The 21,764-nt window shown below is 44.4% G+C and carries 13 protein-coding genes; 11 read left to right on the top strand and 2 right to left on the bottom strand.

Annotated features, from left to right (window positions below; translation table 11 throughout):
• Positions 1-38 precede the first annotated feature (38 nt).
• Together ACXAFJ_RS09360 and ACXAFJ_RS09355 are read left to right on the top strand one after the other, a co-directional pair.
• Entirely contained in the window at positions 39-572 is a 534-nt protein-coding gene (locus ACXAFJ_RS09360; RefSeq protein WP_475322993.1) for an elongation factor P hydroxylase, read from the top strand.
• A 3-nt stretch (positions 573-575) separates the two neighbouring features.
• On the top strand, positions 576-842 hold the full coding sequence (locus ACXAFJ_RS09355; RefSeq protein WP_475322992.1) for a YfcL family protein: 267 nt from the start codon (positions 576-578) through the stop codon (positions 840-842).
• A gap of 92 nt (positions 843-934) precedes the next feature.
• Here the strand turns inward: ACXAFJ_RS09355 and mnmC are convergent, their stop codons facing one another.
• Complete coding sequence (gene mnmC, locus ACXAFJ_RS09350) at positions 935-2,971, bottom strand: bifunctional tRNA (5-methylaminomethyl-2-thiouridine)(34)-methyltransferase MnmC2/FAD-dependent 5-carboxymethylaminomethyl-2-thiouridine(34) oxidoreductase MnmC1 (protein WP_475322990.1); 2,037 nt, start codon at positions 2,969-2,971, stop codon at positions 935-937.
• A 123-nt stretch (positions 2,972-3,094) separates the two neighbouring features.
• On the opposite strand from mnmC, the gene fabB reads away from it, so the two are divergent.
• A complete protein-coding gene (gene fabB, locus ACXAFJ_RS09345) occupies positions 3,095-4,306 on the top strand; it encodes a beta-ketoacyl-ACP synthase I (RefSeq protein ID WP_475322989.1) in 1,212 nt (403 codons plus the stop codon).
• 58 nt (positions 4,307-4,364) lie between these two features.
• Here the strand turns inward: fabB and ACXAFJ_RS09340 are convergent, their stop codons facing one another.
• Positions 4,365-5,099 (bottom strand): winged helix-turn-helix domain-containing protein, encoded by a 735-nt coding sequence (locus ACXAFJ_RS09340; RefSeq protein WP_475322987.1) that lies wholly within the window; start codon positions 5,097-5,099, stop codon positions 4,365-4,367.
• A gap of 265 nt (positions 5,100-5,364) precedes the next feature.
• Here ACXAFJ_RS09340 and ACXAFJ_RS09335 point away from each other — a divergent pair, with 265 nt between their 5' ends.
• From ACXAFJ_RS09335 to accD, 8 genes are all read left to right on the top strand, one after another.
• Complete coding sequence (locus tag ACXAFJ_RS09335) at positions 5,365-8,766, top strand: hypothetical protein (protein ID WP_475322985.1); 3,402 nt, start codon at positions 5,365-5,367, stop codon at positions 8,764-8,766.
• A gap of 59 nt (positions 8,767-8,825) precedes the next feature.
• A complete protein-coding gene (locus ACXAFJ_RS09330; RefSeq protein WP_475322984.1) occupies positions 8,826-10,580 on the top strand; it encodes an O-antigen ligase family protein in 1,755 nt (584 codons plus the stop codon).
• A gap of 41 nt (positions 10,581-10,621) precedes the next feature.
• Positions 10,622-11,752 (top strand): 4-phosphoerythronate dehydrogenase, encoded by a 1,131-nt coding sequence (locus tag ACXAFJ_RS09325; protein ID WP_475322983.1) that lies wholly within the window; start codon positions 10,622-10,624, stop codon positions 11,750-11,752.
• Complete coding sequence (locus ACXAFJ_RS09320) at positions 11,752-12,765, top strand: aspartate-semialdehyde dehydrogenase (protein ID WP_475322981.1); 1,014 nt, start codon at positions 11,752-11,754, stop codon at positions 12,763-12,765. Before ACXAFJ_RS09325 ends, ACXAFJ_RS09320 begins: the two co-directional genes overlap by 1 nt.
• Before the next feature lie 243 nt (positions 12,766-13,008).
• Entirely contained in the window at positions 13,009-18,783 is a 5,775-nt protein-coding gene (locus ACXAFJ_RS09315; RefSeq protein ID WP_475322980.1) for a FimV/HubP family polar landmark protein, read from the top strand.
• A 173-nt stretch (positions 18,784-18,956) separates the two neighbouring features.
• The gene (gene tnpA / locus ACXAFJ_RS09310) at positions 18,957-19,403 is read left to right on the top strand and encodes an IS200/IS605 family transposase (protein WP_475322979.1); all 447 of its coding nucleotides are present in this window, start codon (positions 18,957-18,959) and stop codon (positions 19,401-19,403) included.
• Between the two features lie 137 nt (positions 19,404-19,540).
• Positions 19,541-20,335, top strand: a complete 795-nt coding sequence (truA, locus tag ACXAFJ_RS09305; RefSeq protein WP_475322977.1) for a tRNA pseudouridine(38-40) synthase TruA — start codon at positions 19,541-19,543, stop codon at positions 20,333-20,335.
• 498 nt (positions 20,336-20,833) lie between these two features.
• Positions 20,834-21,763, top strand: a complete 930-nt coding sequence (accD, locus tag ACXAFJ_RS09300; protein WP_475322976.1) for an acetyl-CoA carboxylase, carboxyltransferase subunit beta — start codon at positions 20,834-20,836, stop codon at positions 21,761-21,763.
• Position 21,764 lies beyond the last annotated feature (1 nt).

The raw sequence follows: 21,764 nt of genomic DNA, 5'->3' as shown, positions 1-21,764 counted from the left end.
AATGACATCGAAATTCGCTTTTTCGCAGTTCTTTTTCCATGCCACAGCACAACATCTCCGATCTTATCGATTTATTTGATAGCGCCTTTTTCGTCGATTTTAATACCCGGCTCATTTGTGGCGACGATGAACCTGTTTATTTACCCGTTGATGAAGAGACTAATTACCATCGCATCATCTTTGCACATGGTTACTATGCTTCAGCGTTACATGAAATCGCGCACTGGATGGTGGCGGGACCAGAAAGACGTTTGTTGGAAGATTTTGGCTATTGGTATGAGCCTGACGGTCGAACCGAAACGACTCAAAAAGCCTTTGAACAAGTTGAAGTGAGGCCACAGGCTTATGAATGGATTCTCTCTATGAGTGCGGGTTTTCCGTTCACAGTGAGCTGCGATAACCTCAATGGCGATTTTGAGCCAGATCGGTTAGCCTTTATGACCCAAGTTCATCACGAAGTTCTGGTTATTCTTGCTAACGGGTTGTCTGCGCGGATGCAGTTACTCAGCGATACCCTGAGACGTTTTTATCAAGTGCCACCATTGGCAATCGAACAATTTATAGTGAAGTAAACCATGATAATAGATTTTGAAGAGAACATGTTGACCTTGATTGACAATAGAATTGCCAGCGCCTCTGACGACGAGCTGTTTGCTGGTGGCTATTTACGCGGTCATATTTCACTATCAGCTGCATCGTGTGAGGATGAAGGCATCAGCGAAATTTCGGTGTTGATCGAGCGTATCGAACAAAGCCTAGAAGATGCTCGCTCTGAGCTGAACCCAACCGATCGCACTATCGTCAATGAACTTTGGCATACGCTGCTTAAAGAAGTTGGCTAGCTTTTAAATTTAGAAGTTCATAATTTAAAAGGGCACATGTTTCCATGTGTCCTTTTTGCAACCCGCTGCCCCGTTCTAAATATGGTGTTGCATCACCAGCTTACTTGCTTACCCTTTCGTAGTTTCCGGGTCCACATTCTGCTTGGTTCAAGCGCTTCTAGTATGTCCAATGGTAACGGAAGTGGTTCACCACATATTTGTGAGGCAAGAACTTCTGCAAGTAGTGGAGCGGAACTGAGTCCTCTCGAACCTAAGCCCAAAAAGCAGAACAAGTTAGGCTGAACCGGTAACTGGGCAGCTTGGTCAGCTTTTACGGACTGTAGATTTTGATACTCGCTTGCGATAGCTTCTGTATCGCCAACATTGCCGACAAAGGGTAAGTGATCTCGGCTTACACAACGAATACCTTGTCGTGATTCGCCACTACTTCCATCTGCCTCTTTTGGCCAATCTTGATCTGGAATGCAGGTTCTTAATTTATCGACATTATCTTGCTGAGCACCGGCATCGAATAAGGTATCGATGTTGTTTCTGTCATAACTGGCACCAATGCAGTGGTGGTTGTTATTGGGGTTGTTAGGCGTTAGGTAACCATCGTAACACAATACGGTGTTGAGTTTTTTTAAGGAATCCGAAGTTGGAATGTGGCTGACTTGGCCTTTGACCGCGCCCAATGGTATCTGCCTTGTTTGTGACAGTTTTGAAAACTCATGGCCATTGGCAATGACTACGGTATCGAAGTGCTGCGAATCGCCAGAGTTGTTCGTTACCTGCCATTGTTTTTTTTCAGAAAGCCACTTCAATTCAGTTACTTCGCAATCGTAATGTGCTGTGAAGCCGGAGTGTTTGATAAGCGAGTTAAAAATGCCGGCTGTAAGTTCAGCAGGGCAGAGCCATCCAGCTAGTGGGTAGTAAAGACTTTCAAAAGACGAGGGCAAGCCCATCACCTTGGATGTTTCTTTTGCAGACAACTTGCGAACTAGATCTGAAGGCAGGTCTGATGCTGCAACCGCTGAAAGTTTTTTTTCTGCTTTTTCATTCCACATCAATTGGATGACACCAGACCACTCATGGTCAAAGTGAAATTGTTGGGCTTGCTGATCGACAAAACGTCTTGCGTAGGTAAAGGCATTCGAGAAAAAACGGCCGAGAATAGAATGGTCAGCGGTCAATAATGGGTAAACAGCACCTTGTCGATTACCAGACGCTCCTTGCGCAGGCTGCTTGTCTTTACAATACAGTGTCACTTTTTTGGCGCGGCTGACTAGTTGTTGGGCTAACGTCGCACTGGCAATACCACCACCGATAATGGCAATAGATTCAGATTGAGTGGGACTTTGGCGCTTGAACCAAGGTTTGAAGCCTGTTTGATTAGTCGCTTCTAGCGTTGAACTGTTTAACGGAAAGTGACCGGCCAACATATCCCTTTTGGTTCCAAAACCTTTCACTTTTTGCATTTCGAAACCAGATTCGATTAATCCGCGTCTGACAAAGCCCGCGGCGGTAAATGTCGCAATGGTCGAGTTTTCTTTGGCCAAACGAGCTAAACCATCAAACAGATCTTGAGTCCACATGTCTGGGTTTTTACTCGGAGCAAAACCATCTAAAAACCAAGCATCGACAATACCCTTGTCCCAATTGGGAACTTGCGGTAGTGTGTGGTGGATATCGCCATACCACAAGTCCAGTGTTATTGAGTTCGAGCCCAGCTTAAACCTGTGGCAATCGGGGGTAGGCAGAGGATAGTTTATTTGAAGCTGCTCAGCGTAGGGTTTGAGCTCCTCCCAAGACTGATGGGCTTTTTTCAAGTCTTCAAGCGCAAGTGGAAATTTCTCAAAACTAATAAAATGCAATTCTTTGAGTGGTGATTGAGGGTTGTCTTGCAGAAACTTCTCAAATAATTGCCACGTGGCCAGGAAGTTTAGACCCGTGCCAAACCCTGTTTCTGCTACAACAAAGCGGCGTTCTTGCCACTGATGCCAACGTTCGATGAGTTTGTTCTGACCGATGAATACGTATCGAGTTTCTTCCAAGCCGTCGACATTGGAAAAATACACATCATCAAAATGTTCGGAAACGGGTGTACCAGAAGAATTCCAGTCTAATTGGGCGTGGGTCACGCGGCTCATAAAGATTACTTTCTATTTTATTGCTAAACTGTTTCGAATTGTACGGACTTATGGGAAAGCTGACCACTTTTGTCCTTGTTCTCGGCTATTATCTAGCTGATTTTTGAATGATAGGAAGGTCTCATGAAACGAGTCGTCATCACCGGTATGGGTATTGTGTCGAGTATCGGTAACAATGTCGAAGAAGTGTTAGCATCATTGCAAGCGGGTAAATCAGGCATCACAGCTTCAGAGCAGTTCAAAGAGAACGGTTTGCGCTCTCAGGTTTGGGGTGATTTGAAAATTAACCCAGCCGAACACATTGATCGCAAGCAAATGCGTTTCATGGGTGATGCGGCTGCGTATGCTTACCTTTCTATGCAACAAGCAATTGAAGACTCAGGTCTAACTGATGAGCAAGTTTCTAACGAGCGTACCGGTATTGTCGCAGGTTCTGGTGGCGCATCGTCGTTAAACCAAGTGGCCGCTGTCGACATTCTTCGCAACAAAGGTGTTAAGCGAGTTGGTCCTTACATGGTGCCGCGTACGATGGCTTCAACGGTATCGGCGTGTCTGGCTACTCCATTTAAGATTCGTGGTGTGAACTACTCAATGAGCTCAGCGTGTGCAACGTCGGCTCACTGTATTGGTCATGCTATGGAACTAATCCAACTTGGCAAACAAGATGTAGTTTTTGCAGGTGGTGGTGAAGAGCTAGATTGGTCTTTGACCATGATGTTTGATGCTATGGGTGCGCTTTCGACTAAGTACAATGAAACTCCTGACCAAGCATCAAGAACTTACGACGCTGACCGAGATGGTTTCGTTATTTCTGGTGGCGGCGGCATGCTAGTTATTGAAGAACTTGATCATGCGTTAGCACGTGGTGCAAAAATCTACGGTGAAATCGTGGGTTACGGTGCAACTTCAGACGGTTATGACATGGTTGCTCCATCGGGTGAAGGTGCAATTCGCTGTATGAAGATGGCAATGCAAGACGTTGAGTCTGTCGATTACATCAATACACACGGTACATCAACACCAGTAGGTGACGTGAAAGAGTTAGGTGCAATTCAAGAAGTGTTTGGTGGTAATAGCCCTGCAATTTCTGCAACGAAAGCAATGACTGGTCACGCATTGGGTGCGGCAGGTGTTCATGAGGCGATTTACTCAACGCTGATGCTACATCACGGTTTCGTAGCGCCAAGCATCAACGTTGAAAATCTTGACGAAGCAGCAGAAGGCCTAGACATTGTGACTGAAAAGCGCGATGCAGAACTAAATACAGTAATGTCTAACAGCTTTGGTTTTGGTGGTACTAACGCCACGCTTGTAATCAAGAAGTATCAAGCTTAATTGATCAGAATTGAATCAGAAATTTAAAGTAGGCCATGTGAGTACACATGGCCTTTTTTTATGCTTGTTCAGTCAACATATATCCTCTGCCTCTTGACGTAACAATGTATTGAGGCATTTTGGGGTCATCCAGAATTTTTTTCCGAAGTCTTCCGATTAACATATCGATTGATCGACTTTCATTGCTATGAAAACGTCTACCCAGTGCTTGTGAAAGTTCCTGGCGGGTATTGAATTTTCCTCGATTGCCAATTAAATGTAACAACACCTGATGTTCGCCATCGGTTAACTGGCTCTGATTTTCCCCCACAGTCAACAAACGAGTTTCTGGATCAAGTTTGAAGTGCCTGCACACTATGCAGTACTGATCGTTATAAAACTCCGAGTGTTCAATGTATCTCGACAATAATCTTCGCGCTCTATAAGCGATTTCATCTATATCTGTTGATTGACAAATAACGTCGTCGAATCCTAATGAAAGCAGGTGAAGTCTTTCCCTTTTATTTAAATTGGGCGAAAAGATGAGCTTAATAGGTTCTTTGGTTTTACTAATAATAGAAATTAAACTTTCCGGTATATTGTTAGATATATATTGATTGTCAATAACTACTAATTGGTATTTGGTGATTTTTTCTATTTTCTCATTTTTGATTTCTTTTTCTTTAAAGTTGGAAATATCCCATTTTGTTACTGTCATATTTTGATACGTAAAGGGTAGTAATTCGTAGTGGCTGACTATATCCCCTCCTATATACAGGATGTTATGTTTTATTTCTTTGGTTTTACTTTGCATGTTACTAACCTCCTAATTTTTAAAATCAATATTTAGTAGGCGCGTTAAAGGTTCAACGAATACGGGTAACACAATGTAAATATAACCAACTGTTTCGCAGTATTTATTGCAACTTTCAATGGCGGTAACGAAAAGTAAATACTGAAAAATTTATTTTTCCCTCTTATTTAAAGTAACAAAGCCAATAAATTTATTCGGCATGTGTACGTTTAAAAAAGAGAGATTATTTATGAACGGAAAAAGAACATTTTATTATGTGTACATAATGTTGTTCTCATTTCTCGCTGTTGCTTGTAATGGTGGCGGGGGAGGGGAAACCTCACAATCTAAACCGGCTCCTTCGGTACAAAAAGGCAGTCTACAGATTGTTCTGCAGGATGAAACTAACTCATCTCAGTTTGATTCAACACCTGTTAATTTACGCTCAGCTTCAGTGAATATTTCTGGCGGTGAACAAAACGTGTCAGTGTATTCTTCAGGGGTTGCAGTGCCGCAAAATACTAACTTATCACCCAGAGAAAATACGACGAATGAACCATCGCTGGATTTAACAGCCGATAAGTTTCGAGTCATCGGTAGGGGGCCGGGAAGTGAAAGTTTTGATCTAACCTTCAATGACCGCGGTGCCAAAACCATTCAAGGTGTTGCCGTTGGCCCATGGGAAATCACAATAAACGCAATCGATAAAGATGGTGTGGTATTTGCTCAAGGTACTCAAAACCTGTCTGTGCGACCAGAGGAAACAACTCCCGCTATCATCGAAGTTAAAATGGACGAAGGACTAGGTAGTCTTCGTTTTGTTGCTAGTTGGCCAGCAGACATTGCTCTACAACCTTTTGCACATTTGCAACTCAAAGACAGCAGCGGGGATTTAGTACCTGGCGTAGAAGTCCAGCGGACGTTAGTTGACGGCAAGTGGCAAGCGACGGTTAATTTAACTAACTCGATACCCTCAGGTTACTACTCTTTAGTTTTTACGGTTCACGATGGAAACTCGTCAAACCCTAAAGTTCATTTAGCAACGGGTTTTGCAGAAACTGTACGTATCATTAAAGGTAAAACCACTGATGTGACTCAGGCCTTGAGAGGTGTTCAAGGGACTGGTTCGATTGACTTAAATATTGACTTCCAAATAAATAATAAACTTCCGGTAGAGATTGTTAATCGACAAGCTTTGCCATCTCAGTTTGAATTTAGTGACACCGTTGATTTTGAGATTGATGCTGATGTGCCGACAGGTGATGAAGCAAAAGGTAATTTAATCAAAACGTGGTATATCAACGGCTACCTAGTCGACATCGGACCTAAGCTGAATCTTACGTCTATGGCCTCACCAATGATAAATACCTTTAACGGGAAGTTCATAAAAGGTTTTTACCGAGTGGATGTAGTTGCCTTTACTACGACAGGCGAACGCAGCGGTTCAGATAGCTTTGAATTTGAAGTCACAGATAATTTCAATCAACAAATAGTGGCCGTTGAAGAAGGTCAACTTCACGGCAGAGTAATGCGAGGTTTTACAAATAACCATATTTCAGATTACAACTTATCTCTTTATCGAAAGGGTGAGAATGACAAAAAAGGTACTTTGATTCAGGCTTTGGTAGACATAGATCCTAGTACTGGTGAATTCCAAGTCAGTAATGTGGAATCAGGAGAGCACGTTCTAGAAGTCAGCCATACTGGTAGCTATGCTGCCTACCATACACCAGTAACAGTCAACACAGGACAGATTACTGACTTAGGCTTAATTCGTTTGGCCCAAGTTGACCAAACTTCGCCATTCGATACTACAGTTTCAAATGCGGTGCAGATTGGCCCCAAAGCCTCAATTGCGTTTCCTGCAAATTCCATTGTTGATGAAACTGGCAATCAATACTCAGGAAATGCAACTGTTAACTTTGCGGTAGCTAATCCCGCTGATGAGGCATTTATAGATGCATTTCCAGGTGATTTTACTGGGGTTGTCAACCAAGGCACTGCAAATGAGGAAGAAGTTGACATCATATCTTACGGGGTAATCTATGCAAAAATTCAAGATAGTGTAGGTAACCCTCTAAATATTGCATCAGGTAGTCAAGCCACAATATCAATTGATGTAGAGAGTGCTGCAAATGCACCTTCTGAGATGCCACTTTGGCACTTAGATACGACGACTGGTAAATGGGTTCACCAAGGTAATGCGAAACTGGAAGGTGATAAGTACGTTGGTGCAGTCGGTCACTTTAGCTATTGGAATTTCGACTATTCGTGTGGCGTTTCAGATAGCGGGCGTTGTCCTTGGATTCGTGTTCAGTTTGATGTGGTGGATTCAGAAGGAAACCCAGTTCCATTTGCCAAAGTTAAACTCAAAGGTGCGAGTAACTTTGCATATGCGAAGACAGTGACAACTGACAAATTGGGTAGGGTCCAAACCAAGCTACCATTTTCGCCCGCAGCGACGGCGGACGAATGGGAATTCATTGAATATGAAGTGATAGCACACCAAAGCAAACAAAATCCTGATGGAACCTTATGGGCAAGTTCGCCCGAAGTGATGAAGTTTTATCTTGATCATACCCAAGGTCGTGCCGGTTATTCTAAGCGTTATGCAAGAGAAATAATGATTGGCGCCGATGCTCCAATATTAAAAGTTCGAGCATGGAGTGATGTCGACCACCAATTCGTCACAATGGAGAGCAACAGTACACCAATCAAGGTACGTGAACCGCAAAATCCTACATCTGATGTCAGCGTGCAGTTTAGGCTTTACAATGCGGGTAAAAGCCTTTTGACCAGTAACCCCGTTACATTTAAAACAGAAACGGGCTCTGACGCGTCCTCGGATTGGAATGCGACTCGTAATTGGCACTTACACCTAGATCCAGATAAATATCATGAGCTAGAAGCGACTCATAGAGGTGCTGATTGGAACTTAAAACGATTTGCTATGAAGGTCGAGACTAATGAAGTAACAGGAGGGAAGTCGATTCCAATGATTACTGTTGCAAAAGGGCAGCAAGCTATTTTAGATACTGTTAATTTGCAACCAATGCAGACCTTTAGCGGAGAAATCGGTTTCTACACGATTGTTGACCCGTATTCGCCATATTCTCCCTATGCGCCGGATCCTTATGCACCAGTCGATCCATATTCTCCTTACTCACCGTATTCGCCATATTCACCGCCTCAACTGACTTCCAGCTACTATGCCTACAATAACCATTGGGGCGCGAGTGCTGGGCGTTATCAATATGAGTGGGAATTGGGTCCACGCGAAAGTCGAGCATTCTTTGCCTTTGATTTAAGTGAGGTGCCAAAAGGTGTGCGAGTGACGTCGGCCAAATTAGTTCAAAAGTCACCGAATCCACAATACAACTACAACCTTGCCGAAGACATCTCAGTATATGAAGGACGACAGTCTGAATCGTTAAACAGCGATAATGCAGAACTTGAGTTCTCATCTTTCTGTCAGCAAGGTCAGGCTCTTTGTGAATTAGGTGTTATGAATAAAGGCGATCTACCGGTTGAAATGGTATTCACTGATGTTGGCTTAGATGAAATACGAGAAACGGTATTGTCCGGTGGTATTTTGAAGCTAATGGCTAAAGACAACGACCATAGTAACAACCAAAGTGCTTATCTAAATTTCAAAAATCTAGAACTGCAAATCGAGTACGGCTACTAGTACTTATCGAGGGAAGCTTGGCTTCCCTCTTTATTATCAACATTGTTTAGTGATTCTTTATGATTCCTTTGTTTCAGTTAACGAAAACCAAGCCACTTTGGGTTTTCATTCCGGTAGCTATCGCCATCATTACTAACCTTCATTGGAGCGGTTATTTTTACAGTCATGATGTACCTAAGTGGCTGTTTATCGATATATTGCTATCGACGTTTATCTGGAGCCATCGCAAGCAGGCTCTTGGTGGTTTAAGTCAAGTTGGTCAGGTATATGTGTTACTTGGTTACTGGATGTTGGTGAGTTTTCTCTGGAGTAGTCACCAGTTTGCTGCGATAGAGTTTTTGCTGCGATATGCCTTATTTGGCACAGCGGTGCTGGTTTTAGTGCGTTGCTATTCTCATCAAAGGCGCGTTGACCTTGTGCTTTTGGCTTGTGTGCTGTCTGCGATGAGTTTTAGTGTTGTCTATTGGGTTGAGCGATGGCTGGAGGTCCCTGTTAACAATGGTGCGTTTACCCCAATTGGTTTTACCAACAATGCCGGGCATATTTTTAATATCTGGATTCCAGCTTTAGCAGTATTTTTGTTTAGGTATCGAAATAAAGTTTTGATTTGTATGCCGGTATTAGTGGTTCTATCAATGATTCTCTATATTTTGGGAATATCAGGTATCAGGACTACGGTGTTTGCCTTAGGCATTGGAATGGGGCTGCTATTTGTACTGTTTAGTTTTTTACCAAAGAAGCATAAAACAAAGAGACTCGGCTTAACGATTACATTTAGCTTGTTGGTCGCTTTATTGTATTTTGGTGGCAGTCAGTTAATGCAAAACTCGGGCGAGATACCTGAATCTAACCGTTTTACTTCAGTCACTGCTGAGATATCTCAAGCGACAACCCATCCCCTACAAGCTTATTTGCCTCGATGGCATTTGGTAAAAAATAGTTGGGATATGTTGTTGGATAATCCTTTTGGTGTTGGTGCGGGTAACTTCGAATATTTGCATCCCAAGTACGCTAAAGCAGGTACAGAACAAGCCTCGGTATTTGTCAGCGAAAAATTGATCTTAAGAACCCCCCACAACTTTTTAGCCAAAGTGTTTACCGAACTGGGTTGGATCGGCGGATTACTCTTTGCTGGCTTGTATTGTTGGGCGTTTTGGAAAGGTGTGCAGTTAGTATGGAAGCAACCTAAACATGGCTGGGTGTTGGTCGCACTCACCGCTTTCCTTATCCATTCGTTACTGAGCCAAGTTTTCTTGTCTCCAATGAGTTACATATTTGGTGTCTTGCTGTTTTCTTGTTTGGTCACAGACTCTTCCCCCAAAAAACAAGAGTTTGCCAAAGAGAGTTGTAACTGGTTTATTGATGAAGAGCGGGGAAACAAGGTTTGGCTAGGTTATTCGCTTTGCCTTGTTCTCGTTGTGCCAGCACTTAGTTTTGCTAATGTCGTTTCACACCGTTACCACCATCAAGGTGTGTATCAGCAAGATATTTGGAGCCTTAATAAAGCGATTCAAATCAATCCAGGAAATGATGCTGCTTGGCTGTCTTTGTCGCGGAGCTATTTTGCTGGACCTCAAGATCTTGAGCGCGCAACAACTGCCGCTGAACGCTTCCTCAAATTGAACCCAAATCATATATTTGGTCGTTATTTCTATGCCAAGTTGCTCACTTATAGTCGAGACTGCTCAGAAGCTGTGAATACCTTAGATGGGTTGTTAAGGCATTATCCGAGTTACTCAGCGGCGCAAGCGTTAATGCAAAAGTCACTGGATTGTCGGGCAAGAGAGCAACATAAGCTTTTATCTCAACCTTGAATCGGGCAGAATCACGGTATTCAAAACCGTGACTTAGCCCAATGAAAATACTTGTAGATGAAAATATGCCTTATGCTGAACAATTGTTCAGTCAACTTGGGCATGTGGAACTGAAAGCCGGACGTGGTCTCACCGCTGACGATTTAGTAGATGTTGATGCCTTGATGATTCGCTCTGTTACGCAAGTGAACAAGGCACTGCTGGAAAAAGCCAATAAACTCAAGTTTGTTGGGACCGCCACCGCGGGTATGGATCACGTTGACCAAGCACTTCTCATTGAACGTGGTATTCATTTTACTGCTGCGCCAGGGTGTAACAAAGTCGGCGTCACTGAGTACGTTTTAAGTGCGTTGTCGATTTTGTCCCAACAACAAGGCTTTTCAATTTTTGATAAAACGATTGGTGTCATTGGGGCTGGTCAAGTAGGCAGTTACCTACAGCAATGTCTGCAAGGCTTAGGTATTAAAGTATTGATTAATGATCCACCTAAGAAAGCAGAAGGCGACACTCGCACCTTTACCGATTTAGAAGAGCTGCTAGTGAAAGCGGATGTAATTACCGTTCATACACCTATCACCAAATCCGGTGAGCATTCTACCCATCACTTATTTGATTCTGCTCGATTGGCATCGTTGCGTTCGGATCAAATTTTGATAAATGCGGCTCGCGGACCTATCGTTGATAATTCGGCGCTTAAGGCGCGTTTACAAAAAGCGGATGGATTCACTGCCGTTCTTGATGTATTTGAGTTTGAGCCTGAAGTTGATTTTGAGTTACTACCTTTGTTGGCATTTGCCACACCGCATGTTGCTGGGTATGGCTTAGAAGGAAAAGCTCGCGGAACGACGATGATCTATAACAGCTACTGCGAGTTTCTTGGTCTTGATAATAAGGCCGATGCTTCAGACTTGTTACCCGTTGCACCTGTTCCAACTATGTCTCTATCAAGAGCGTGGGATGAAGCAACTTTGCACAATTTAACGCAGGTTGTGTATGACATTCGTCGCGATGATGCACTGTTTCGTCGAGAAATAGCTAAACCGGGTGCATTTGATGCAATGCGAAAAAATTACTGGGATCGCCGAGAATACAGTGCGGTAACAATCAAAGGTCAGAAAGAATTTGGATTACCACAGCTCAGCGCTCTGGGTTTTAAAGTAGAGGAAATATAATGAGCCAAGAATTTAACGTAGCGATCTTAGGTGCGACGGGCGCAGTAGGTGAAACATTGATTGAAGTGCTTCAAGAGCGTAAATTCCCAGTGGGAGAGCTTTATTTACTGGCGAGTGAACGAAGCGCTGGGAAAGTCGTTCGCTTCAACGGCAAATCTGTCTCAGTGCAAGATGTAGAGGAGTTTGATTGGTCTCAAGCTCATATCGGACTTTTCTCTGCAGGCGGGGAGCTCTCAGAAAAGTGGGCGCCAATTGCCGCTGATGCTGGTGTGGTTGTTATCGACAACACCTCACATTTTCGTTACGACTACGACATTCCTCTCGTCGTCCCTGAAGTTAACCCAGAAGCGATTGCAGAGTTTCGCAACCGCAACATTATTGCCAACCCAAATTGTTCAACCATCCAAATGCTAGTTGCGTTGAAACCGATTCAAGATGCCGTAGGTATTGAGCGAATTAATGTTTCAACTTACCAGTCAGTATCTGGTGCGGGTAAGTCTGGCGTCGATGAACTAGCGGGTCAAACTGCACATTTGCTTAATGGTAGACCGGCGGAAAACAAAGTGTTCAGCAAACAAATTGCGTTTAACTGTATCCCGCAAATCGATTCGTTTATGGATAACGGTTACACCAAAGAAGAAATGAAGATGGTCTGGGAAACCCAAAAAATCTTCAACGATTCGTCAATTACGGTTAACCCAACTTGTGTTCGGGTTCCAGTTTTCTATGGTCACGCTGAAGCAGTGCATGTCGAAACTCGCGCACCAATCGATGCTCAAGAAGTCGCACAACTGCTTGAACAAACGCAAGGAATTGAAGTTTTCCACGGAGAAGATTTCCCTACCCAAGTGGGTGATGCAGGTGGAAAAGACGACGTCTTTGTTGGTCGAATTCGCAACGACATTAGTCATCCAATGGGCATTAACTTGTGGGTGGTTGCTGATAATGTTCGCAAAGGCGCAGCAACCAATGCGGTACAAATTGCAGAAGTTTTGATTCGAGATTACTACTAGCAAAACTGACGTTAGTTCGTTTTTAGTTTGAATACGGATTAGATACAGGCAGGCTTTCGAGTCTGCTTGTTCTTCTTTGTATGAGTGTCTAAATCGAACAGAAAAGGAGGTTACTGACAAATTCTGTGAGATTACTGCGACTGCCCCACATTTTTAGGCTACCAAGCTACAGTTTTACTGGTGACATCCGATATATTTAACAGATCATCGGATAATCTTCGTTAACTTACAGCTGAGCTTTTTATGAGTTATTTTTTCCAGCGACTAATTGTTCCATCTCTTCTTGTTGTCGCTAGCTTATCATTTGCATCGCAAGCTCAAACCATTCGCTTGCTTGGACCTGATGGCCAAGTCCAGAGTGGACCTCAATTTTCTGATCCTGAAATCCGAAATGGAAACCAGCCTTCGCAGTTTGTTGGCCCTACAAGTGAAACCGACACTTTGTGGCGAATTGCCACGCAGATTAGGCCAAATAACCAAGTTACGGTACAACAAACGTTACTCGCCATTTTTAAACTCAACCCCCAGGCTTTTGAAGATGGCAACATTCACAGCTTAATTCCGGGCAGTATTCTAAGAGTGCCTTCATTGGCACAAATAAGTGGATTTAGTACGCAAGAAGCAGCCAATATCATTCGTGCCCATGAGGCCAAATTGGCAGGTAATACACCTGTTATCTCGCAGTCTAACACTTCCAATAACGTGTCTTCCGTTCCCACTCCTGCGGTATCCCAGCCGTCACCGGATGTAGCTGCCAATGAAACGACACCAGCAACCACGCCTCAAGTTGTCGTCGAACAGCCACCAATGACCGCACCGTCTGACGACAAGCCTGTGGATAGCATGGCGATGGAAAAGCAAGTTGCAGAACAAGAAAAAACGCAACAAGTTAACAGCTTGCAAAAGCAATTGGTGTCTTCAGAAACCGAGCTCACCGCGCTGGAAGAAAAAAATCACAAATTACGTCTGATGCTGGCGGAAGTGCAGTCTGAGGTTGACGTTTTAAAGGATGAACTCAGTGATGAAGACCGAATCCGTAATGAAGTTGAGAAACTCCTCGCTGAAGAGAAAGCAAAGTTAGAAAAAGAGCAGCGTCTTGCACCCACTGATCTCGACAAGCTCCTCTCAAATTGGTGGGTGGTTGCAGCGTTAGCAATTATTCCGGGTCTACTGATTGTTCTTATCATAGTCTCGTTGTTGGGTAGACGTTCGAAAGAAGAGGAATCAGCTAAAGAGCCAGAACTTCAAGAAGCTCCACCTGTTGCAGCAACTGCGCCAACGGTGAATGAAGAAGTCGATGATGATTTAGTTCTTGATGATGATTTGTTTGGCAGCTCAGACGACGAAGAACAGTTATTTGGCGATGAAGTTGATATTGATGATGGCGGTGACGACAAAGACATCTTTGCCGATCTGGATGACAGCGACTTAGACTTTAACCTAGAAGGTGAAGATGGCGACGATCCATTTGCTGGTATTGGTGAAGACGATGGCAACTTAGCAGGTGACCTCGATGATCTAGATGGCAGCAGCAATGGCATTAGTGTCAATGCAGAAGACAAAGCGCTAGGTCTAGAGGAAATGGAAAAAGCTCTAGACGAGGTTGCTGGAGACGATAGTGAAGATACTTCTGATATCGATCTTTCAGCAGAAAACGCACTTTCAGCTGACGATATCGATGAGCTTCTGGCCAGCGAAACAGAGAGCGAAGATTTAGATGGTGAGCTTGACCAGTCTTTACTGGATGATTTGTTGTCTGCCTCGGATGACGAAGATGATGACTTTGATTTAAGTGACGACGATGCCATCAATTCAGTTGCTGGTGGTGATGAAAACCTCGCCAGCGATGATGTTTTAGACGACTTATTTGCTCAAGCCGAAGCTCAAGCAGATTTAGAGCAATTAGAGGCCAATTCACTTGACGCAGATTCCTTCGACTTAAGCGAAGAAGCTGGCAATGAAGACGGCACCGAGCTGCTGAGCGACCTAGTTGGTGAAGATTTCGATTTAAGTGACTCTGATGAACTGCTTGATGAGTTGTTAGAGAGTGAATCGACACCTGATCTGGAAACCTCGACTGATTTACTTGACGAGTTAATTGAGTCACCCGATGAAAGCATCGAGCTTGGTGATGACGAGTTACTTGACGATGTCCTAAACATGGAAGACTCCAGTTTAGATTTGTCTGAGGATGATCTAGGCGATGACAGTACCGCGCTCTTTGATGAGTTACTGGAAATCGACAGTCAAGCTGACGAACCTGCTAACCCGCCTGAGCCTGAAATTTCAGAAACAGATAATGACACCGAGCTGCTAGAGCCACAAGAAGAACTGATTGATTTGGTTGCTGAGCAAGAGCAGCAAGAGGATACTCCTAAAGAGCCAGAGCCAGAGCCAGAGCCAGAGCCAGAGCCAGAGCCAGAGCCAGAGCCAGAGCCAGAGCCAGAGCCAGAGCCAGAGCCAGAGCCAGAGCCAGAGCCAGAGCCAGAGCCAGTTGAAGATTTTAATAGCGACGATTTTGTCGATGATTTGCTGAGTGTTGCGCCAGACTCAGATCCGTTACTCGAAGAACTAGACTTTGATGAACCGGCACAAGCACCTGAAATGGAAGAAGTCGAAAGTGACACTTCGCGTGCAGACGACGTTGATGTGCCGGACACAGAATCTGTGTCGGATAGCGATGAAATTAGAGAAGCTGTTACAGACAGTTCCGAATCTGAATTAGAGCAAATAACTTCCGAAGATACCGACGATGTTCCACTAGAGGTCAATACTGAACCTGAATCAATAGCTGCTGAAGCAGATCTTTCTCCAGAAGAAAACGCTGAATCTGACGAAGAATGGTTAGACTCTGCAATTAGCGAGGTGGAGGGAGCTAAAGAATCCAACGAGCCGGAACTCTCTAGCTTTACCGAAGAAAATGATTTGCCACTGTCATCTCAAGACTCTGCAGCCACTGACGCGGAGCTAGAAAGCGAAGAGGAAGATTGGTTAGCCAGTCAAAATGTCGATGATGGCGAAGCTTTGTCTGATAGCGATTTTGACTTTGAACCTCAAATCGAAAGTGCGTTAGAAGCGGAAAGCGAAGAACCCATCTCTGATGAGGCGAAAGAGCTTGAATCTCTTCTCGATGACGGAATAAGCTCCTTGCCAGAGCCAGAGCCAGAGCCAGAGCCAGAGCCAGAGCCAGAGCCAGAGCCAGAGCCAGAGCCAGAGCCAGAGCCAGAGCCAGAGCCAGAGCCAGAGCCAGAGCCAGAGCCAGAGCCAGAGCCAGAGCCAGAGCCAGAGCCAGAGCCAGAGCCAGAGCCAGAGCCAGAGCCAGAGCCAGAGCCAGAGCCAGAGCCAGAGCCAGAGCCACAAGCGATCCAAGCGCCTGCCAATGAATTCGGTACACCATCAGATGATGATTGGGCTTTCGATGACATTGCTGATGATCTACTCGATGTCGCTCCAATTGATATCGAGGAACCAGTGGCCTCAGATGAATTCGAGTTGCCAGTTGCCGATCAAGAAGCTCCAGTCTCGGAAGATTCTCCAGAACTAGCTGAATTTGGTGAAGAAGAATTAGCTGATTCTGAAGCTGAACCAAAAGTTGATTCCCAGCTTGATGAGGAGTTCGATACTTCCGAAGAAGTCAATGTCAGTGAAGATGTAGCAGCTGAGCCTGATGACGAGTTAGTCGGAGAGCCAGCTACGTTAGACGATCTGGAGCTTCCAGAGTTTGGAGAAGAGGAAGCGTTAGCTGATTTTGAAGCTGAGGTGGAACCAACAACTGAGTCACAGCCTGATGAGGAGTTCGATACTTCTGAAGAAGCTATTGCTAGCGAAGATGTGCCAGTTGAGACTGATGCAGATGAGTTAGTTGACGAGTCAGTCAGTTTAGACGATGTAGAACTGCCGGAGTTTCGCGAAGAAGAAGCAATAGCCGAATCAAAATCTGAAGGTGAACCGACAGCTGAGTCACAGCTTGACGAGGAATTCGATACTGCTGCAGAAGCTGTTGATAGCGAAGATGTGCCAGTTGAGCCTGAGACAGACGAGTTAGTTGAAGAGCCACTTACGATAGACGACTTAGAACTTCCAGAATTTGGCGAAGAAGAAGCATTGGCTGATTTTGAAGCTGAGGTGGAACCAACAGCTGAGTCACAGCTTGATGAGGAATTCGATAGTACTGCAGAAGCTGTTGATAGCGAAGATGTGTCAGCTGAGCCTAAGGTAGACGAGTTAGCCGAAGAGCCTGTCAGCTTAGACGATATAGAATTGCCTGAGTTTGGCAAAGAAGAAGCTTTAGCTGAATCAGAATCTGAATTTGAGAGTGAACCAACAGCTGAGTCAACTTCTGATGAGGAGTTCGATACTTCTGGAGAAGTCATCGTTAGTGAAGAAACGCCATCTGCGAACATCGCTAACGAGTTAGTCGAAGAGCCAGCTGCGTTAGACGATCTGGAGCTTCCAGAGTTTGGAGAAGAGGAAGCGTTAGCTGATTTTGAAGCTGAGGTGGAACCAACAACTGAGTCACAGCCTGATGAGGAGTTCGATACTTCTGAAGAAGCTATTGCTAGCGAAGATGTGCCATTGGACGACATCGCTAACGAGTTAGTCGAAAAGCCAGTTACGTTATACGACCTAGAACTTCCAGGGTTTGGAGAAGAAGCGTTAGCCGATTTCGAAGCTGAGATTGAACCAGCAGCTGAATCTGAGCCTAGTGAAGAATCCGAGACTGCTGAAGAAGCTGTTGCTAGTGAAGATACTCAAGTTGAGGACATCGCTAACGAGTTAGTTGAAGAACCAGTTACGTTAGACGATCAAGAACTACCTGAGTTTGGTGAAGAAGAAGCGTTAGCTGATTTTGAAGCAGAAGTTGAACAAACGGCAGAACCACAGCCTGACGAAGAATTCGATACTGCTGCAGAAGCTGTTGTTAGTGAAGATGTGCCATTGGACGATATCGCTAACGAATTAGTCGAAGAGCCAGATACGTTAGACGACCTAGAACTTCCAGAATTTGGGGAAGAAGAAGCTTTAGCCGATTTTGAAGCAGAAGTTGAACAAACTGCAGAGCCAAAGCCTGATGAAGGATTCGATACTGCTGCGGAAGTTGTTGCTAGCGAAGAAGTGCCAGTTGAGCATGAGGCAGACGAGTTAGTCGACCAGCCAGTCACGTTAGATGAATTAGAACTCCCAGAATTTGGTGAGGAAGAAGCGTTAGCCGATTTTGAAGCTGAAGGTGGAGCAACAGCTGAGTCACAGGCTATCGAAGATCTGGACCTAACCACTGAGCCTGACGCTAGCATAGTTGAAGAACTCGCAGGTGAATCGTCAACTGTATCCGATACTGAAACAACTGAGCAAAACGATGATGTCGTTCAGAACACGTCAAATTTGAGTAGTGGATATGAGCAGGTCAGTGGATATCAGGAATCCGAGTTAGCGAGCTTATTGGACGAGACTGACCCGCACCAAGGTTTCGATTTTTCCTCGTCATTAAATCAGGACATGACTGATAGTGCCGGTATGGATTTAGATACCATGCTGCAAAGTGGCGAAGACTGGAATGGTTTTACTCTGTCAGATGAGCATAAAGCACAAATTTCAGATGAGATACCAACAGAAGAACAAGAAGTTTGGCATCCCTCAAATACCCCTGAACAAGCCAATATTCTGGAAGAAGATTGGGAAAAGCAAGATACTGAATCTCTGGATACATCGGGCTTCAAATCTATAGATGAGTTGATGGCAGAAGTAGACGAGACCGAATTGCCGACGTTATCGCCAGATGAAGAAGAACTGAACTTAGATGTGGGTTTAAGTGATTTTCCTGATGTTATAGGTGATATAGGCTCTCTGGATGTGGATGCCAACGCTGAGGCAGCCGGAAAATTGGATTTAGCCAAAATCTACATAGAGATGAGTGATCCACAAGGTGCGGTTAAGTTACTTGAAGAAGCGATTGTTGACGGTGATGACAATATACGTCAGGAAGCGAAAGCATTGATTGACTCAATCAACAGTCAGTAACTTGATTCGTCCAAACTAGATTATAAAACAGGAGGCGTGCCCTCCTGTTTTTGTTTTCTAATCTTAAACCACCTTCTTTAGAAGGTGGTGATCGTTCCTTTGGGCTATGCCCGAAGAACGCTCATGTTCAAGATGTCCTCGTTTGTAACCAGCAAATTAAGGAAATAAAGAACATGAGCAGATATGAATCCGCTTCACACGTTTATTACAGGTGCCAGTACCACATAGTCTGGACACCCAAATACCGCCTGAAAATCTTGAAAGGAAATTTAGGTAAAGAGCTTTACCGCAGTATCTACATCTACAGCAACATGAAGAACTGTAAGGTTGTAGAGTTGAATGTTCAAGTAGACCATGTACACCTTGTCGTGAGATTGCCACCTAGTTTAAGTGTTTCGACATATATGGGCTTTGTAAAAGGACGAACCGCGATTCGCATGTTTAACAAATTTCCGTATTTAAGAAAGAAGAAATTATGGGGTAACAAATTCTGGCAAAGAGGCTACTTCGTTGATTCGGTAGGGATGAACGAGGAAATTATACGCAGGTATGTCCGGCACCAAGATCGTGTTGGAAAGGAAGAAGAAGAGCGTCAAATGCGTTTAGGGTTAGAAAACTAACAGTGAGCCCCCTTTTAGGGGGCCTTTCAAAGCCACCTGCTATGCAGGTGGATTTTTACATCAGTGCAGATGTTCACTGGCACCGACATGGGAAATACGTATATAATTCCGCCCTTTTGAATAGCTTAGGTAAGGCCATGAGAATCGCTTTAGGTGTTGAATATGACGGAACCAAATACTTTGGTTGGCAGCGTCAAAAAGAAGTCGTGTCTGTTCAAGAGAAACTTGAAAAAGCGCTAAGTAAGGTGGCAAACCACTCGATAGAAGTTCAATGCGCTGGACGTACCGATGCGGGCGTTCATGGAACTGGACAAGTGGTTCATTTTGATACTGAAGCAATTCGCAAACCTGTGGCGTGGACCATGGGAGCTAATGCCAATTTACCTAAGGATATTGCCGTTCGTTGGGCTACAGAAGTTAATGACGAATTTCATGCTCGCTTTTCTGCTACGGCTAGACGTTATCGTTATGTCATCTTTAATAGTGCCTTACGGCCAGGGATTTTGAACTCAGGCTTAAGCCATTATCATGGCGAACTGGACGTGGAAAAAATGCATCAGGCAGGGCAATTTCTACTCGGTGAAAATGACTTTACTTCATTTAGAGCAGTCCATTGTCAATCGAGAAGTCCGTGGCGTAATGTGATGCATTTGAACGTCAGTCGGTTAGGGCAGTTTGTGGTCGTTGACATTAAAGCGAACGCTTTTGTACACCATATGGTGCGCAATATCGTTGGCAGCTTAATTGTGGTTGGCCGAGGTGAGCAACCTATTGAATGGATTGCGGAGCTATTGCAAGTGAAAGACCGAACTTTAGCTGGCGCAACAGCAAAAGCGGAAGGACTGTATTTGGTTGATGTAGATTACCCAGAGCAATTTAATTTACCACAAGTATCACTTGGACCAATATTTCTGCCAGATCAATTGAACTAACTTGTTGAAATATGTCTAAATGGTTAGGGCGTATTGACCTTTTATGGTTGAATTTTGTTCGAGATAAAAGCGTTTTAATCGCGGCGAGAGGTTTTTAGCCTAGTCATTCTAAGCAAAACACCTCTCAACAAAGAGTACAACGCTTTTAGCCGAACCCTACGGGCAGCGTTTGTGGCCCCTTTCTACGGCGTTATCGGCTTATCGAGTAGAATAACTACGCATCAAAGCCTCTGCCTTGTATAAAGAACCCACAAACTGCTGCAAAAACAAGCTTAAAAGGTCAACACACCCTTGGTTTGAACGGCATTATTTGCTTGACTACATAAGTAGGTAAGCAATTGGTTGATTACTGCCGGAACGGTCCGTTTGAGGCATCATAAATAGGTACAACCAGTTTTTTATCTACAGCAATTACGGAATGTGGTTTAATCCAGTCGCGTAAATTCAGAATTTGTATCTTTCGCCATGCTGGCGGGAGAAAAGAGTAAAAGGTCTTCCATGAGTTGGCTTGAAAAGATTTTAGAAAAAAGTAACAAGATTGTAAGTTCTCGTAAGGTTTCCATCCCTGAAGGTGTATGGACCAAATGTACCTCATGTGAACAGGTACTGTATTACGCAGAACTTGAGCGTAACCTACAAGTATGTCCAAAATGTGATCATCACATGACGCTAAAAGCGCGTAAGCGTCTGGAAACGTTTTTAGACGAAGGGACAGCGGTTGAGCTTGGCGCGGAAATTGAGCCTCAAGACAAGCTTAAGTTCAAGGATTCAAAGCGTTACAAAGATCGTATTACTGCAGCGCAAAAGAGCAGTGGTGAAACTGAAGCTCTGATTGTGATGAAAGGCGAACTTTTGGGTTTACCTATGGTGGCAAGCGCATTCGAATTCTCCTATCTGGGCGGTTCGATGGGTTCGGTAGTAGGCGCTCGTTTTGTTAAAGCGGTTGAAGCGGCGATTGAGAATAACTGCGGTTTGGTGTGTTTTTCTGCCAGTGGTGGTGCTCGTATGCAAGAAGCGCTTATGTCGCTAATGCAGATGGCGAAAACCAGTGCAGCGCTAGAGAAGCTATCTCAGAAAGGATTGCCATTTATTTCAGTAATGACAGACCCGACGTACGGCGGTGTATCAGCAAGTTTAGCTATGCTAGGTGATATCAATATCGGTGAGCCAAAAGCGCGCATTGGTTTTGCGGGTCGCCGTGTTATTGAGCAAACGGTTCGCGAAGAGTTGCCAGAAGGGTTCCAAACAAGTGAATTCCTACTTGATCACGGTGCCATTGACATGATTGTCGACCGTCGTGAAATGCGCCAACGTATCGCAAGTTTGGTTGCTAAACTAACCAATCAAGCCTCGCCTTTAGTGGTTTCTGTGAACGATAAGCCAGAAGAGCCAGAATACACAGTACCAGAAGCGGACGAAAAAAGTTAAA

It is taken from the genome of Vibrio sp. ABH4_348 (assembly GCF_056159765.1).
Note: the sequence above shows the minus strand (reverse complement) of the source record. Positions and strands in the feature narration are given on the sequence as shown.

Excerpts from the sequence above, each read along its gene's own strand:
- ACXAFJ_RS09360 (WP_475322993.1), top strand. The coding sequence starts at position 39 with ATGCCACAGCACAACATCTCCGATCTTATCGATTTATTTGATAGCGCC.
- ACXAFJ_RS09355 (WP_475322992.1), top strand. The coding sequence starts at position 576 with ATGATAATAGATTTTGAAGAGAACATGTTGACCTTGATTGACAATAGA.
- mnmC (WP_475322990.1), bottom strand. The coding sequence starts at position 2,971 with ATGAGCCGCGTGACCCACGCCCAATTAGACTGGAATTCTTCTGGTACA.
- fabB (WP_475322989.1), top strand. The coding sequence starts at position 3,095 with ATGAAACGAGTCGTCATCACCGGTATGGGTATTGTGTCGAGTATCGGT.
- ACXAFJ_RS09340 (WP_475322987.1), bottom strand. The coding sequence starts at position 5,099 with ATGCAAAGTAAAACCAAAGAAATAAAACATAACATCCTGTATATAGGA.
- ACXAFJ_RS09335 (WP_475322985.1), top strand. The coding sequence starts at position 5,365 with ATGTTGTTCTCATTTCTCGCTGTTGCTTGTAATGGTGGCGGGGGAGGG.
- ACXAFJ_RS09330 (WP_475322984.1), top strand. The coding sequence starts at position 8,826 with ATGATTCCTTTGTTTCAGTTAACGAAAACCAAGCCACTTTGGGTTTTC.
- ACXAFJ_RS09325 (WP_475322983.1), top strand. The coding sequence starts at position 10,622 with ATGAAAATACTTGTAGATGAAAATATGCCTTATGCTGAACAATTGTTC.
- ACXAFJ_RS09320 (WP_475322981.1), top strand. The coding sequence starts at position 11,752 with ATGAGCCAAGAATTTAACGTAGCGATCTTAGGTGCGACGGGCGCAGTA.
- ACXAFJ_RS09315 (WP_475322980.1), top strand. The coding sequence starts at position 13,009 with ATGAGTTATTTTTTCCAGCGACTAATTGTTCCATCTCTTCTTGTTGTC.
- tnpA (WP_475322979.1), top strand. The coding sequence starts at position 18,957 with ATGAGCAGATATGAATCCGCTTCACACGTTTATTACAGGTGCCAGTAC.
- truA (WP_475322977.1), top strand. The coding sequence starts at position 19,541 with ATGAGAATCGCTTTAGGTGTTGAATATGACGGAACCAAATACTTTGGT.
- accD (WP_475322976.1), top strand. The coding sequence starts at position 20,834 with ATGAGTTGGCTTGAAAAGATTTTAGAAAAAAGTAACAAGATTGTAAGT.